This is a genomic window from Kosakonia sp. LAM2021, assembly GCF_016620385.1.
GTDB lineage: Bacteria > Pseudomonadota > Gammaproteobacteria > Enterobacterales > Enterobacteriaceae > Kosakonia > Kosakonia sacchari.
This window is the reverse complement of record NZ_JAENHT010000001.1, coordinates 1312874-1328977: the sequence shown is the minus strand read 5'-3', so window position 1 is coordinate 1328977 and position 16104 is coordinate 1312874. Positions and strand designations below refer to the sequence as shown.

Genomic DNA, 16104 nt, shown 5'->3' with positions numbered 1-16104 from the left:
TTTTTTATCACTTCTTATGGAACAACTGGCTGGCGGTATCGCTCAGCACCTGAACCGCACCGCGATCCCCTTTCACCATTGACGCCATAAACGCTTTCGCCTGTTTGAAGGTGATGTGCGGCGGTAATGGCGCAACTTCCGGATCGGTCTTCACCTCCAGCACCACCGGGCGATCGGCCTGCAGGGCTTGCTGCCATGCGCCAGACAGCGCCTCTGGCGTATCCACAAAAATTCCCTGTAATCCCAGCGACTTGGCAAATTCGGCATACTGCACATCCGGCAGTTGCTGCGTCGCTTCAAAACGAGGATCGCCCTCCATCACTCGCTGCTCCCAGGTGACCTGGTTGAGATCCTGGTTATTGAACACGCAGATGATTAAGCGCGGATCCTGCCACTGTTGCCAGTATTTCTGAATGGTGATGAGTTCGGCCATATTATTCATTTGCATGGCGCCATCGCCCACCAGCGCCACCACCGGTTTTTCCGGCGCGGCAAATTTCGCGGCAATGGCATACGGCACCGCAGCACCCATACAGGCCAGCCCGCCGGAAAGCGAGGCGCGCTGGCCCTGCTTAACGCGATAGTCGCGGGCGAACCAGTTCGCGCAGGAACCGGAATCAGAGGTGACAGTCGCATTGTCCGGTAGCAACGGCGACATTTCCCACACCACGCGTTGCGGGTTGACCGGCTTCGCAGGCGCCATGGCGCGCTGCTCCATCAGTTGCCACCAGTCACGCACCTGGCGGGCAATCTCCTCCTGCCAGCTACGATCGCTTTTGTGCGTCAGTAACGGGAGCAACGCGCGCAAGGTTTCGGCTGCATCACCGTGCAAATTGACTTCGCAGGGGTAGCGCAGGCCAAGCATTGCCGGGTCAATATCGATTTGTACGGCGCGCGGCTTGCCCTCCGGCGGCAGAAATTCCGTCCACGGAAAACCGCTCCCGATCATCAATAACGTGTCGCACTCCTGCATCAGCTTCCACGACGGTTCCGTGCCCAGCAGGCCAATGGATCCGGTAACGAATGGCGCATCATCGGGCAGCACATCTTTGCCGAGTAGCGCTTTCGCCACGCCTGCGCCCAGTAAATTTGCCGTTTGCACCACTTCCACCGCCGCGTTGCGGGCACCCGCGCCAATCAATATCGCTACTTTTTTCCCGGCGTTCAGCACCTCCGCCGCTCGTTGCAGGTCGTTTTCATGTGGGATCACGCGCGGTCGCTGGTAGCCCGAACCTGAATGGGTAAATCCGTGCGCATGCTGTGGCGGTTGCCAGGCTTCATCCTGTACATCTTTGGGGATGATCACCACGCCAACGCCGTTTTGCGCAATCGCCACACGAACGCCGCGATCGACCAGATGTCGGACTTGCGCGGGCGATGCCGCTTCCTGCACAAAGTTGGCGACATCGGCGAAAACGCGATCCAGGTTCATCTCCTGCTGATAACTGGCACCGCGCGCGGTGGTTTCTGCTTGCCCGGTAATTGCCAGCACCGGCGCGTGATCCATTTTGGCGTCATACAAGCCGGTGAGCAGATGCGTGGCGCCCGGACCACCTGTTGATAAGCAGACTCCCAGTTCACCGGTGAACTTCGCGTGACCGACCGCCATAAACGCGGCCATCTCTTCATGGCGAACCTGGATAAATTCAATCCCGTCGCCTGCTTTATTAGCACGCTGGATAGCGCCCAGCACACCGTTGATGCCATCGCCTGGATAACCGTAAATGCGAGTCACGCCCCATTCTTTAAGACGCTGAACAAAGAAATCACTGGTTTTCATGCTCACTGTACTTTCTCCTTGCGAATTGGTAACAGTCTTTAAGGGTAGACGACGCTCGCCGCTGACCGACCTGTTATCATTCTGATAAATACAAAAAGGAGAAGAGAGAAATGGCGCTGATAGTTAAACACGAAGTGACCGGGCAGGATCAGCAGGAACTCTTTACCGGCTTGCGCCGCTACAATCAGCAGTTTGTTAATCTGAGTGAATGGGCACATCTGGGCGTCTATTTTCGCGATGAAAATGGCGTCATGCAGGGCGGTTTGATCGCCCACCAGCAAGGTGGATGGCTGAATATCCACTATTTATGGGTTCATGAGGATCGGCGTGGCTGCGGGCTTGGCAAAGAACTGATGCAGCGCGCCGCGCAGGAAGCGTTAACGCTGGGTTGCCACCATGCGCTGGTGGATACCTTCAGTTTTCAGGCGCTGCCTTTCTATCAAAAACTCGGTTATGCATTGCAAATGTCACTGCCGGATTATCCGCACACCGGCATGCAGCGCCACTATCTAACGAAATCCCTTTGCTGATATTCAACCCGGTTGCCGTAACAACGCCTCTGTTGCGGCAACTGCGCGGTCGCGCCCTTCTATTTTCGCCTGGTAAAGTGCTTTGTCTGCGCCCTCTTTCAGCCGGATGGCATCATCGTAATTCGCATCGGCAATCAGGCTGTAGCAGCCTGCGCTGATGGTGACCACATTTTCCTGCCCACTGGTTTTGGTGTGCGGAATTTTGGCGCTGCGCACCAACGCAACAGCCTGACGCGCGACAAACAGCGCGCCTTCCGGACCGGTATCCGGCAGGATAATGGCAAACTCTTCGCCGCCATAACGGGCAATCAAATCGTGACTGTGCACTTTCAGTTTGGCAATAATTTCACCGACCATTCGCAGGCAGTTATCCCCGGCAACGTGGCCGTAAAAATCGTTATAACGCTTGAAATAGTCGATATCGAGCATGATAAGCGAGACGGGTTTTTGCGTTACTGCTGAGGCTTTCAGGCTTTTTGCCAGAAACAGATCGAACTGGCGACGGTTGGCAAGCCCGGTCAACCCGTCAGCCAGCGCCATCAATTGCAAGGTATGGTTGATGCTGGTGAGTTCATCCCGCAGGACGGCAAGTTCTGTCTGGTTGCGCACATTAAGCCTGACCTGGCGGAAGATAATCGCTCCCATTAGCAACGTGCCCAGCAGCAGCAAAGCGTTAAGCACCAGATCCGGCAGACTGTCTTTTAGCCAGCTATGCCACAGCGCGGGTTTGTCGTAACCCGCTGCAACCACCAGCGGATAGCGCTCCAGCCGGGCGAACCCATAAATGCGCTCAATGTGATCCAGTGCGGAAATCCAGGTGCCATTGCCCCGGTCTTTTTTCGCCAGCTCGCGGGTAAATAGCGGGCTGGCAGAGAGATTGCGGTTGATGATCTCGTCGCCATAGGGGCGCACATACACGGCGGTACCGTCGGTATTGACCAGAGCCAGCTGGTCGCGGCTTTGCAACTCAAAATAGCCATAAAAATGGCGGAAATAGTCGACTTTTACCGTTGCCAGCAGAACCCCGGCAAAACCGCCGGAACTGTCGCTGATGCGCAGCGATACCGGGATCACCAGATCCCCGGTAGAACGGCTGCGAATAACATGGCCGATGTGAATACTGCCGTGGCCGTTACGGCGGTGGTAGACAAAATATTCGCGGTCACTGTTGTTCGACATCACCGGAATTTTGCCAAACGAGGTGGCTTTCATATTGCCCTGGGTGTCGTAAACCATCAGCCCATGCAACTGCGGTAACCGCTCTGCCAGCTCTGCAAGATAAGCGCCGAACTGGTTGACATCAATGCCTTCGATGCTGTCTGTTGGCAGGTTGCGGCGAATGTCTCGCAGCACCAGTTCCGTTTGCAAAAAGGTATCTTCCGCCTGACGCGCCTGGGAAACCGAAAGGTTAATCGCATCGCGTTCACTGTCTTCGACGACGCGCTCCCATGCCCGCGATAGCGTCCATGCGCTGGTCGCGCTGCCAGCGAGTAACAGACCAACCATAAAAAAAGTGATACTGCGCCCGAGGGAGGAATGGAGCGCCAGCGCCCGCGCAACACGTCTTTTGAATTTCATTACTCCCCCGCAACCACATCCACTGTTATTCAGTTAAGCATAGAAGAACGATGATTTATAAGCCAAATAACGCAGGGGTTTGCGCTATTTCCCGCGTAATACACACGGAGCAGGCATAAAAAAGGAGAATACCGTTTGGATCCTCCTTATATGTGAGGTTTGCCGGAAAAGATTAGATTTTGTGCAGGATGCGCTGTGGCCAGTTAATTGCCGAGACACCGTTAAGCACCGGGCGGGCAAACAAGAACCCCTGGAAACGCTGAATGCCAACGGCCTCCAGCCAGCACCACTCTTCCACTTTTTCCACCCCTTCGGCGACGACGGTAATTTGCAGTTCGGCGCAGCAATCGATAATTGCTTTCACAATCGCTTGTTTCGGGCCATGCAGATGAATATCGGTGACGATGGTACGGTCGATTTTTAGCTTGTCTGGCTGAAATTTCGCCAGCAGTGACAGCCCGGCAAAACCGGAACCAAAATCGTCAATCGCCAGACCAATACCGGCGGCGCGCAGCTGGCGGATGGCCCAGGTAAACTCTTCGTAACCGGAAATCACTTCATCTTCTGTCACTTCGACGATGATCTGCCCGGGATTAAGCTGGTTACGGGTGATGTGATTAAGCAGAATGTCCACCGCGCCGGGGATTTTGACCAGCGACATTGGCAGTAAATTGATCGCGACTTTGTGGTTACCAATGCCGAGGCGACGCGCCATTGCCAGCGCCCAGCCTTTCGATGCGAGGTCGGCTTCGTGCAGCTTGTTTGGCGCAATCGTTGAGAAATAGTCCTGCGGGCTGCCGCCGTCGGGTCCACGGATCAGGGCTTCCAGCGACGAAATATTGCCGCGCAACGGTTCGATAATGGGCTGGAACGCAAACTGGCACGGCTGTTCATGAAATATCGGGGTATCACTGGCGAAAGGTGATGTTTTGATGGCGAAACGCCACTGCTCGGGCGATGTGTTACGCACCCCACCGTTGGTGTTGGGCGAGGCGATAAAGGTGCGAATAAATTTGTAGACCCGATCATTGCTGGCAAGCTTATATTTCAGCGTGCCAAAGCGGAGGATTGCGCGTAGCACCACGTGCGGTTTCATCACCCGCAAGTCGAACAACACCATTCCCCGGTCAACAAAGCGCCGGCGCGGCGCGAAATCGCGCAGCAGTTCGACCACGTTACCGTGCCGGGGATCTTCGCCGATCCGCTCATACACCGCGTTAACCGATGCCTGCGGCCCCTCAAGAACCTGTAAAAAATGATCGCCGTCGAACAGTAAAATTCCCGTTACATGCAATTGCGCGTTGCGCAGGCTTGCTCTCTCGACAAGGCCTGCCAGTTGTGAGGGATCTAATGTTCGATTCAGTCGGCTACGGTAAATCAAAGTCGCTAACACGAAATGCTACCCTCAGAATGCCCACAGAAAGCCCGATTAAAATTACGCCATTCCGGAGTCTATCAGCGGTTGAGAATTCCCGTCCGTCAAATAAGGGGCAATCTGTTAGCGTTCTCGTTGGCTTAAAATTGTCAAACGTGCGCGATAGCCATGGCGAATATGCTCACAGGCGATCTCCTGCGCCGCAGCGCTGTCACGTCGCGACAGCGCGTCAACAATGGCCTGGTGTTCGCGTTTGGACTCTTCGGTACGCTCTTTCAGTTCGTAGGTGGTGCTGCGCAATAACGACAAATGGATGCGTAAATTGTCCAGCATTTCATTGAGATAGGGATTATGGGTCGCGCGGTAAATTTGGCGGTGGAACATGCGGTTGTGGTCGTGCAGTGCTTTGCTGTCGGTGAGTGAGGCTTCGGCGTGAACCATCTCCTGTAGCAGTGCGATCTCCGCGTCAGAAGCGGCATTAACTGCCAGTGCCATCGCCAGCCGCTCAAGCCCTTCACGCACATCGAACAACTGACGCAGACGCTCGTAACTGATATGGGCGATGATAAGCCCCCGTTGCGGTCCCGGTTCGGCAAGCCCGAGCGTTTCCAGGCGGTGAAGCGCTTCACGTATCGGCGTTCGACTCAGGCCAAACTGCTCTGCCAGTCGCGTCTCCTGTAAACGCTCTCCTGGCTGCAACTCCCCCGCTTCAATGGCGGAAATAAGAATTTCAAACGGCGTTAAGCCCGCATCGCGACCGGTCGATTTCACGTTTTAGCTCCTTTCGTATGTACTGATGATGGCTTTGCAAAGTCTGCACCCTGCCGTCGTTCATCTTGCCACACTAACGGGTAGGCTTTTGCATTTTTTATTCTTTGCTTATTTAAAAAACATCTTTTGACGTTTACGAAATCGCTGCTATGTTTATTTTAAATTCATTGTATACAAATGAATTCAACAATACACAAAACGAATATTTGCTTTTTATTTTGTAAGCCAACACCGTATTTGCAAGTCAACACCAGGGAAACTGTGTTTTACCATGACAATGAAAGCAGAAACTGCATTAACCCGTGGAGAACAGCTAAGCCATTTCATCAGCCATGCTAATCAACTCGTTGTGCCGCCTGCCGTACGGCACGAAGCAAAACGCGCATTAATTGATTTTCTCGGCGTGGCGATCGGCGCCGTTAATGACGATGCCGTTAACGCTGTTCGCCAGGTGGCGAAAAAATGGAACGCCGCCGGTGATGCGCGAATTTTCCTTTCTACTACTACCACTCCTGCCCTGGCCGCATTAGTCAACGCCACCATGGCGCACGCCGCTGATTACGACGATACCCATCCAGCGGGCGCAGGCCACCCCGGCGGCCCGTGCTGGTCAACGGCACTGGCGATGGCGCAGGCGCATCCGGTTGACGAGGAGCAGATCCTGCTGGCCTTCATCACCGGTTTTGAAGTGATGGCGAAACTGGGCGGCGGCTGGGTGCCGGGCGTTGGACGTAACCTGCAACGTCGTGGTTTTCACCCTACTTCTGTGGTCGGTCGCGCCGGCGCGGCAGCCGTTGCTGCGGCAATTTTGCGGCTTTCCGAAGAACAGGTTCGCAACGCGTTAGGCGCGGCGGCAACCATGATGGGCGGTTTGCAGAAATCTTCCGGCACCCATGGAAAACCGTTTCACGCCGGGAAGGCGGCAATGGACGGTATTCTGGCGGCTGAACTGGCAGCGGAAAATTTTGTCGGTGCCCACCATTTTTATGAAGCTGACGGCTGGGTAAAAATCTTTATCCAGGACGGCAGCGCGGAAATTCCCCCGCTTGATTTCGGCGAGAGCTGGGAGCTGCTCACCAACGGTTACAAGCTGTATGCCAGCTGCCGTGGTACGCACGCTTCCATTGAAACCGCACGTAAACTCTACCCACAATTGCAGGGGCGCACTATCACCCGAATTTCGGCAAAAGTGCATCCGATGGGTATGGTTAACGCCGGAATTATGGATCCGCGTACGCCGCTGGAGAGTAAATTCAGTATTCCTCACTGTATCACCCTCGCCTTAAGCGGCTACGCTCTGACAGATACCGATTTCACGCAGGCGACGGTTGACGATCCGCGCCCGCGCGCGCTGCTGCCGCTGCTGGAAGTGGAAGCAGCTGACGGGCAGTCCGCCAGTTCCGCCTTTATTGATGTCTGGCTGGATGATGGCAGCGTGTTGCATGCGCATACGGATGTCTATCGCGGCCACGCGCAAAATCCACTGAGCGATGACGAGTTGCGCGCGAAATTTGACGCCCTCACCGTCCCTGTCCTCGGCGCGGCGCGAAGCGCACAATTATATGACGCCGCCCTGCATTTTGAGCGCCCGGGTTCACTGGCGCGCATCACCGGATTACTTGCCGGCGACCACTAATTCTTTTTTGTACAGGAAATCTGTTCATGACCATTGCCCGACAACTTGCCGGTAATTTACTGGCGTTCTCCCGGCAGGCTTTCCCGCAGGCCGCGTACGCCCAGGCGCGTACCGCGATAATTGATACGTTAGGTGTGACGCTTGCCGGCGGTGTGCAGGATGGCTCGCGCAAACTGCGTGCGGTGATTGTTCCTTCTGCCGCGACTGGCAACAGCCGCGTGTTTGGCACCGATCTGAAGCTGAACGCGCTGGATGCCGCCCTGTTAAATGGCGTCTCTTCGCACCTGCTTGATTTTGATGATTCCAACTCCTGGCTGCACGGTCATATATCTGTCGCCGTTTTGCCTGCGCTGCTGGCGCTGGCGGATGAGCTGGACATCAATGGTGAAGCGGTGCTGCGTGCTTATATTACCGGCTATGAAACCGCGGTGCGCATGGGTAAAGCCGTGAGCCCGTTTCAGTACCGTCATGGCTGGCATCCGACCACCACGGTCGGTGTCTTCGCCGGTGTGGCGGCCTGCGCGGTGGCACTCGATCTTAATGAAGAGCAAACCGCAACGGCGCTGGCGATGACCGCTTCACTCGCCAGCGGTATTAAATCGAACTTCGGCACGGAAACCAAAGCCCTGGCGGTCGGTCAGGCGGCACGCAGCGCAGTGATGGCCTGCAAACTGGCAAAAGAGGATTTCAGCGCAGGTCCCACCGCGTTTGAGCATCATCAGGGGTATTTCCATGTCTATAACGGCCAGTCGAATGTCGACCCGTTACCGTTAACTGAAAACTGGGATGCAACGCCGTTTATTCTCGATACCGTGAAGAGTAACAATTACAAATACTTCCCATGCTGTTACGCTATTTTGTCGCCGCTGGATGGTGTACTGGCGCTGCGTGAGGAAACCGGGTTGCAGCCGCACGAGATTGAACATATCGAGGTGAAAGTTCACCCGATCCGCTTCCCGCATATCAATATTCCGCAGCCGGAAAACCCGCTGGCGGGTAAATTCAGCCTGCATTATTGCGTGGCGCGTGCGTTTGTCACCGGCACCCTGACGCTGGATGATTTTATCGACGACGCGCGTTTTCAGGATCCGGCGACACAGACGTTAATGCAGAAAGTGACGCTGGAGCGCCATGACGAAGAGATTACACACAGCGCCTTCGTCACGCTGACCACCGTCGACGGGCGGCAGTTTGCCTTGCGGGTCGCCGGGGCGCGGGGTTCCAGCCCGGCAATCCCGCTGCCGGATAACTTGATCGAACAGAAATTCCTTGATTGCGCCAGCCGCATTCTGCCAGCGGCAGAGGCTCAGGCGCTGTATCATCGCCTGCTGCAGGATGATTTTCGTTAAACGGATGTAAGTATGACACTGACGTTGATTCCGCCGGAGATTTCCCCGTTATTTGCCGGAGTGATGGTATTTTGCAGCTTTCTGACCTCGGCGCTGACGGCCGCCATGGGTCTCGGCGGCGGCACGGCGCTGCTGGCGATCATGGGGCTGGGGATGCCGGTGAGCAGCCTGATGCCGGTACACGGCATGGTGCAGCTTGGCTCCAATTTTAGCCGGACGCTGATTCAACGTGTCCATGTGGTGTGGCCGCTGGTGCTGTGGTTTTTACTGGGTAGCGCAGTCGGTATTGCCGTTGGCGCACCGGTTGCGGCGGTGATCCCGGACAGCATCGCCCGCATCGCGCTAGGGTTGTTTATTCTCTGGTCGGTGCTGCGTAAACGCGGTGAACAGAAACCGCTGAGCCGTCCGTTGTTTATTATTGGCGGCGCGGTGAGTAGTCTTGGAACGATGATTGTTGGCGCAACCGGGCCGATGGTCGCCGGGCTTATCAGTTCTCAAGGGCTAAAACGCCAGCCGCTGATTGCCACCCATGCGACCTGCATGGTGTTGCAACACGGGTTAAAGATCCTCGCTTTCGGGCTGATGGGCTTTGCCTGGGCCAGTTGGTTACCGGTGCTGGCGGCAATGATTATCAGCGGCGCGCTGGGCACCTGGCTGGGAACGCGGGTGCTGGATAACGTACCGGAGCGGCTGTTCCGCATACTGTTTCGCATTACCATGATCCTGCTCAGTGCGCAGTTGCTGTGGCAAGGTGTGCGGGGATGGCTGCAATAATTCCATCGTCGGTTTCTGAATATGCTTTACTGAATTCGTTCTTTGCTAAAGAGGTCATGGATGAGGAACATACGTATACAAACGGATATGTTAGTGAAATCAGTAATAAATACAGTTAATTAATCGGATAGCAACTTTTAAAAAGGATCGGTCATGCTCAAAAAATCTCACCTTGCCGCCTCTGCTTTGCTGCTGGCGCTCGGCAGTTTCCTTGCGCCTGCCCAGGCGGAAAACGCGCCTGCTGTTAATGGCGATACCGTAAAAAAAATCAAAGCGCGCGGTGAATTAGTGTGTGGCGTTCACCCTGCCCGTCACGGTTTTGCCGCGATTAACAGCAAAGGCCAGTGGGAAGGTCTTGATGTCGATTTCTGCCGTGCGCTGGCAACCGCCGTGCTGGGCGATGCCTCGAAAGTGCGCTTCACCCCGCTCTCAACCGCGCAACGCTTTATGGCGCTGCAGTCTGGCGAAGTGGATGTGCTGTCACGCAATACCACCGCGACGCTCACTAACGACGTGTCGCTCGGCATCAGTTTTGCTCCACCTAATTTTTACACCGGCACCGGCTTTATGGTGCGCGCCAACAGTGGCGTGAAAAAACTCGAAGATCTCGATGGCGCAACCGTTTGTGTCACGCCAAGCAGTACCGAACGTAACGTCGCGCAGATTTTTGGCTCGCGCAACATTCACTACACGCCAGTGGTTATTGAAAACAACAAAGAGTATGTCGCTGCCTACCTTGCCGGTCGCTGTGATGTGATCGCCCGCGATAAAGTCGCCCTGCCCGGCATCCTGGCCTTTGATACCGACAAACCGCAGGATCATGTGATCCTGCCGGGTATGTACTCCAAAGAGCCGCTGGCGATGGCGGTGCGCAAAGGCGACAACCAGTGGTATGACATTGTGAAATGGGTGGTTTATGCCACTTTCGACGCCGAAGAAATGGATGTTAACCAGAGCAATGTCGATGAAAAACTGAAATCCACCGATCCGGATGTTCAGGGCCTGCTGGGTGTGACCGGCGGCTTCGGTCAGAAACTGGGGCTGGATGACAAATGGGTGTACAACATCGTGAAACAGGTGGGCAACTATGGCGATATTTACAACCGCCACTTTGGCCCGAAAAGCGCTGAGCCGCTGGATCGTGATTTGAATAATCAGTGGAACAAAGGTGGCCTGCTTTACGGTCTACCGATCCGTTAATCGCCGGGCCGCCTCCGTCTTGCGGGGCGGCCCTTCTCCACTCCTGCCACAGTCGTAATTTTAATGATGAAACAGTCTGACAACTCCGGTGTTCTGGCGTCTGAAGCGACGCGCGAGGCCACCGCGTTTCGCCTTTTCACCTTTTTTGGCAGTCAGTCCGTGCGCAGCGCCTGTTACCAGCTGCTGCTGGCGGCACTGCTTGTGGGTTTTAGCTACTGGCTCTACAGCAACGTGGTAGAAAACCTGCATGCGCAACGCATTTCGACCGGTTTCGGTTTTCTGCACCAGCCTGCGCAGTTCGCCATCGGGGAAACATTAATTCCCTACACCGCGAACGACACCTACACCCGCGCGCTGGTGGTGGGGTTCCTCAATACCCTCTATGTGACACTGTGTGGCATTGTGCTGGCGACACTGCTCGGATTTTTGGTTGGTATTGGCCGGGTTTCCAAAAACTGGTTATTGATGAAAGTGTGCGTCACTTACGTGGAGCTGCTGCGTAATGTCCCGGTGATCCTGCATGTGATCTTCTGGTCAATGGTGATCCGCAACCTGCCCGCGCCGCGCCAGGCGATAGCACTGCCGGGCGGTTTTCTCACCAACCGGGGCTTAACGTTCAGCGTTCCGGCAGCGCACAGCGGCTGGCAGTGGACATTGCTGGCGCTGCTGACTGGCTGTGCGTTAAGCCTGCTGGTTTCACTGCTTGCCCGTTACTGGCGCGAGCGGCGCAGTAAAGTGCTGCCGACAGGACGCATTCGTTTCGCGCTGATTATCGCCCTGCCACTGCTGGTATGGTGGTTGTCCGGTGCGCCGCATGCGCTGAATACCCCGGAGCTGCGCGGGTTTAACTTTCGCGGCGGGTTTACCATCAGCCCGGAATTCACCGCGTTGCTGCTGGGGATCTCGCTCTACTCGTCTGCCTATATTGCCGAAATTGTTCGCGCGGGGATTCAGTCCGTGCCAAAGGGGCAGCTTGAAGCGGCGCGCGCGCTGTCGTTTTCATCGTGGCATGTCATGCGCCATGTCGTTATTCCGCAGGCGATGCGGGTGATGGTGCCGCCGCTGGCGAGCAAGTATGTGAGCCTGGCGAAAAACAGTTCGATAGCCGTGGTGATTGGCTACCCGGAACTGGCGAATATCAGCAACACCATGATGAGTCAGACCGGCCAGGCGCTGGAGGCTATCGCCATTATGATGGTGGTGTATCTGGTCATTAGCGGCACCACGTCGCTGTTGATGAACCTGTTCAACCGCTACGTCGCCATTAAAGAGCGCTAAGGAACCGTTATGCAAAACTCTGTGGTTTTTTGGCTGCGGCAACATTTATTCAGCAGCGTTGCGCAAAGTGTGTTGACGTTGTTGCTGTTAGCACTGCTGGCGCTGGTCGGGTCAACACTGCTGCGCTGGGGCGTGATAGACGCTGTTGGCTTCAGCGGTACGGCTGAGCAATGCCGGGCGGCGACCGGTGCTTGCTGGGCGGTGATCGGCGAAAAGTATCGCCCGATCCTGTTCGGGCTCTATCCGTATGATGAGCAGTGGCGCGCTGCACTGGCGGTGCTGGTGTGGTTTGTCACCGTCGGGCTTTCGTTGTCGCCGATGTGCTGGCACTCGCGTCTGTTGTGGCCGCTGTGGATAGTCTCGCTGGTTGTCATGTCGGTGCTGATGAGCGGTGGCCTGTTCGGGCTACCTACTGTTTCTTCTGCGGACTGGGGTGGTCTGCCGCTGACGCTGCTGCTCTTTTCCGGGACGGTGATTATTGGCATGCCGGTGTCGGTGGTGCTGGCGCTGGGCCGCCGTTCCCCGCTGCCGTTTTTACGCGGTTTGTCGGTAGTGTTTATTGAAGGGTTACGCGGCGTACCGTTGATCACGATTTTGTTTGTCGCCGTGAACGTCTTTCCGCTGTTTTTACCGGCCGGGATGGAAGTGAACAAGCTGCTGCGGGTGATTATTGGCATCGCCCTGTTCTTTGCCTGCTATCAGGCTGAAGTGATCCGCGGCGGTTTGCAGGCTGTGCCACGTGGCCAGTATGAAGCGGCGGCGGTGCTGAATCTGGGATACTGGCACACCACCACCAAAATTGTGTTGCCGCAGGCGCTGCGCATCTGCCTGCCGGCGGTGACCAACCATATTATTGCGGCGATGAAGAACTCATCATTCGTGATTATTATCGGCCTGTTCGATGTCCTGACCGCCTCCACCGCAGTGATGCAGGATCCCGTCTGGCGGCGCTACTACATCGAAACCTATGTCTTTATCGCCGGCCTGTATTTACTGTTTGGCTTTTCGCTTTCCCGTTACGCGGTGTGGGTCGAAGGACGCATTGATGAACGCCGCAACCCTGAAGGAGTTTCCTGATGCAAACCACAATCCCCGCGAACGACGCGATCATTCAAATGACCTCCGTCAGCAAATGGTACGGGAAATTTCAGGTGCTGGATGATGTCTCGCTCAGCGTAAAAAAAGGCGAGCGCGTGGTGATTTGCGGCCCATCCGGTTCCGGTAAATCGACGCTTATCCGCTGCATTAACCGGCTGGAAGAGCATCAGAAAGGCCAGATTCTGGTGAACGGTATCGAAATGAATGACAACGTGCGCAACATTAGCCGCATTCGTTTGAGCATTGGGATGCTGTTTCAGCAGTTTAATCTGTTCCCGCATTTAAGCGTGCTGGATAACCTGATTATCGGCCCAACGCTGGTGCGTAAGATGAGCCGCCCGCAGGCAACGGAGCTGGCGATGCACTATCTGGAAAAAGTGCAGATCGCCAACCAGGCGCATAAGTTCCCGTTGCAGCTCTCGGGCGGCCAGCAGCAGCGCGTGGCGATTGCCCGCGCGCTCTGTATGCAACCGGAGATTATGCTGTTTGACGAGCCAACCTCGGCGCTGGACCCGGAAATGATCAAAGAAGTGCTGGATGTGATGCTGGATCTGGCGGACAGCGGCATGACAATGATTGTGGTCACGCACGAAATGGGCTTTGCCCGTACCGTGGCGGATAACGTGATTTTGATGGCCGACGGTCGCATTGTTGAGTCGGCGCCGCCGGAAACGTTTTTCACCCAGCCTGCGCATCCACGTACCCGCCAGTTCCTCGATCAAATCCTCAGCCATTAATCGTAATGCGGCGGGTTTCCGCCGCACTTCTGCCCGCAACAAATATTCTCCAGTATCGCTAATAGCCATAATAAAATAATGGTATTGTCCTTTTCTTATACTCTGGACTTTATCCAAAAGTAAAAATGTTAGCCTGCGATGTTAATGTTTCTATTTTTGATCGTCTATTTATTCGCCTTTGCTGCATCACTGGCTATTAATTTGACTTAAGAATGTACTTATGGCTGGTTTGTTTTTTTGTCGTCATTTTTCTTTCGCAAAATCATAACAATATTTATAAATTGAGTCGTAAGTATGACTAAAAAAATATTTAACGCAGCTACTTTCCGTTGCCGATAACTTTGTGGAGAATGCACGGGTAATAACAAAAACTCACTGGCCGGTAAATTATAAAAAAGCCTATTACCGCGTCAGCAATTTATTGATCGCGGTACATTACGGGGTTTTTCATGAAGCGTAACACTCCTGTTACACAGAAAGAGTATTTGCTTAACGATGGGGCGACGCTGTTGTCGACCACAAATACGCACAGCCATATTACTTATGCCAATACGGCATTTATTGACGCCAGCGGATTTACCGAAGACCAGTTGATGGGTGAAGCGCACAATATTATTCGCCACCCGGATATGCCACCCGCCGCGTTTGGTGATATGTGGTTTACCATCCAGCAAGGTGACAGCTGGACCGGGATGGTGAAAAACCGCCGTCAGAACGGCGATCACTACTGGGTACGCGCCAACGTAACGCCCGTTTATCAGCAAGGCGAGTTGACCGGTTATATCTCAGTGCGGAATATTCCACAACGCGAAGAAATTGACGCTAGCGCCGCGCTTTATGAACGGGTGAATGAAAACAAACTTCGCGGTTTCCGTTTTTATAAAGGTTTAGTGGTTCGCCGTGGTTTATTTTCTTTCCTTTCAATTTTTCAGCGGATTAGTGTTTCAAAACGTATTAACCTGGGCGCTATTATTACCGCTGCTCTGTTAGTGGTATTGCAATTCCTGCCGGTTAATGCTGCTGAAAAAGCCGGTGTAACAGTTATTGCTCTGGGATTACTTTCCGTTTTTTTGCAGAGCCAAATATCACGTCCGTTAAAAATAGTTCTGTCGCAAATGCAAAAAGTGGTCTCCGGGAGAAAAGCTGACTATCGCCATTTTAACCGCGTGGATGAAATTGGTTTGCTGATGCGCCTGGTAAACCAGTCTGGGTTAAATCTTAACTCGCTGGTTGGCGATGTTTCCGCGCAAATAAAAGGGATTCGCGTCATTAGCGGGCGCATCTCCAGCGAGGGCGACTCTCTGCGCCAACGCACGGAAGAGACCTCCGGCGATCTGCATCAGACCGCGGCGGCAGTTGAAGAGATTGCAAGCGCAGTCAGGCAAACAGCGGAAACCGCAACAGACGCGATGACACGTGCGGATGAGACCAGCGCCAGCGCGATGGAAAGCGGCGATGTGATGAAAAAGACCATTGCCATGATGCAGTCTGTTTCGGCGGACAATAACAAAATCGTCGACATTATTGGCGTCATCGACAGTATCGCTTTTCAGACCAATATTCTGGCGCTGAACGCGGCGGTGGAAGCGGCGCGTGCCGGTGAATCCGGGCGCGGGTTTGCGGTGGTTGCCGCGGAAGTGCGTAACCTTGCGCAACACTCCGCGTCAGCCGCGCGTGAAATTCAGACGCTTATCGAACACAACGTGGCTAACGTGAAAAGCGGTGTTGAGATGGTCGAGAACACCGAAACGCACCTGACGGCGATGATCGACAGCGTGATCAATATGTCGGCGATGATCAAAGAGATCGGCATCGCCACCCACGAACAGACACAGGCACTGGAGTTGATTAACCAGTCCGTTTCGCGTATTGGCACCATGACGCACAACAACACCGGCATGGTGGAGCATGTCACCAGCGCGGCGGAAGATCTCTCTGAACGCGCCGCCCGCCTGCATCGCGCGGTGCATGTTTTCGGCGGTAGCTGATAGCCCCGGA

General features: G+C 54.8%; 13 protein-coding genes. 9 read left to right on the top strand and 4 right to left on the bottom strand.

The genetic code is table 11. The annotated features are described in order from the left end of the window. Window positions 1-7: 7 nt before the first annotated feature. Window positions 8-1786 (bottom strand): thiamine pyrophosphate-requiring protein, encoded by a 1779-nt coding sequence (locus JKP81_RS06285; protein ID WP_200551009.1) that lies wholly within the window; start codon window positions 1784-1786, stop codon window positions 8-10. Between the two features lie 104 nt (window positions 1787-1890). On the opposite strand from JKP81_RS06285, the gene JKP81_RS06280 reads away from it, so the two are divergent. Next, window positions 1891-2310 (top strand): N-acetyltransferase, encoded by a 420-nt coding sequence (locus JKP81_RS06280; RefSeq protein WP_200551008.1) that lies wholly within the window; start codon window positions 1891-1893, stop codon window positions 2308-2310. A 3-nt stretch (window positions 2311-2313) separates the two neighbouring features. On the opposite strand, the gene JKP81_RS06275 is transcribed toward JKP81_RS06280, so the two are convergent. The 3 genes from JKP81_RS06275 to JKP81_RS23750 form a co-directional block, all read right to left on the bottom strand. Beyond that, entirely contained in the window at window positions 2314-3888 is a 1575-nt protein-coding gene (locus JKP81_RS06275; protein ID WP_200551007.1) for a sensor domain-containing diguanylate cyclase, read from the bottom strand. A 172-nt stretch (window positions 3889-4060) separates the two neighbouring features. Beyond that, complete coding sequence (locus JKP81_RS06270) at window positions 4061-5281, bottom strand: diguanylate phosphodiesterase (protein WP_200551006.1); 1221 nt, start codon at window positions 5279-5281, stop codon at window positions 4061-4063. Window positions 5282-5386: 105 nt separating this feature from the next. After that, on the bottom strand, window positions 5387-6034 hold the full coding sequence (locus JKP81_RS23750; RefSeq protein ID WP_200551005.1) for a GntR family transcriptional regulator: 648 nt from the start codon (window positions 6032-6034) through the stop codon (window positions 5387-5389). Window positions 6035-6305: 271 nt separating this feature from the next. Between JKP81_RS23750 and JKP81_RS06260 the strand changes: the two genes are divergently transcribed. The 8 genes from JKP81_RS06260 to JKP81_RS06225 all read left to right on the top strand — a co-directional run bounded on the left by JKP81_RS06260 (window position 6306) and on the right by JKP81_RS06225 (window position 16094). Further along, window positions 6306-7670 carry an MmgE/PrpD family protein gene (locus JKP81_RS06260; RefSeq protein ID WP_200551004.1) on the top strand — a complete coding sequence of 455 codons (1365 nt, stop codon included), beginning with the start codon at window positions 6306-6308 and terminating at the stop codon, window positions 7668-7670. Between the two features lie 26 nt (window positions 7671-7696). Further along, window positions 7697-9019, top strand: coding sequence for an MmgE/PrpD family protein (locus tag JKP81_RS06255; protein WP_200551003.1), 1323 nt, complete (start codon window positions 7697-7699; stop codon window positions 9017-9019). Window positions 9020-9031: 12 nt separating this feature from the next. Then, complete coding sequence (locus JKP81_RS06250) at window positions 9032-9793, top strand: sulfite exporter TauE/SafE family protein (protein ID WP_017456805.1); 762 nt, start codon at window positions 9032-9034, stop codon at window positions 9791-9793. A 153-nt stretch (window positions 9794-9946) separates the two neighbouring features. Beyond that, window positions 9947-10993 carry an amino acid ABC transporter substrate-binding protein gene (locus JKP81_RS06245; protein WP_017456806.1) on the top strand — a complete coding sequence of 349 codons (1047 nt, stop codon included), beginning with the start codon at window positions 9947-9949 and terminating at the stop codon, window positions 10991-10993. A gap of 63 nt (window positions 10994-11056) precedes the next feature. Then, window positions 11057-12271, top strand: coding sequence for an amino acid ABC transporter permease (locus tag JKP81_RS06240; protein ID WP_200551002.1), 1215 nt, complete (start codon window positions 11057-11059; stop codon window positions 12269-12271). A 9-nt stretch (window positions 12272-12280) separates the two neighbouring features. Continuing rightward, window positions 12281-13348: an amino acid ABC transporter permease gene (locus JKP81_RS06235; protein ID WP_200551001.1), complete on the top strand. Its 1068-nt coding sequence runs from the start codon at window positions 12281-12283 to the stop codon at window positions 13346-13348. Beyond that, on the top strand, window positions 13348-14106 hold the full coding sequence (locus JKP81_RS06230; protein ID WP_234455481.1) for an amino acid ABC transporter ATP-binding protein: 759 nt from the start codon (window positions 13348-13350) through the stop codon (window positions 14104-14106). The genes JKP81_RS06235 and JKP81_RS06230 overlap by 1 nt, the downstream gene beginning before the upstream one ends. Window positions 14107-14555: 449 nt before the next feature. Continuing rightward, on the top strand, window positions 14556-16094 hold the full coding sequence (locus tag JKP81_RS06225; protein WP_200551000.1) for a PAS domain-containing methyl-accepting chemotaxis protein: 1539 nt from the start codon (window positions 14556-14558) through the stop codon (window positions 16092-16094). Window positions 16095-16104 lie beyond the last annotated feature (10 nt).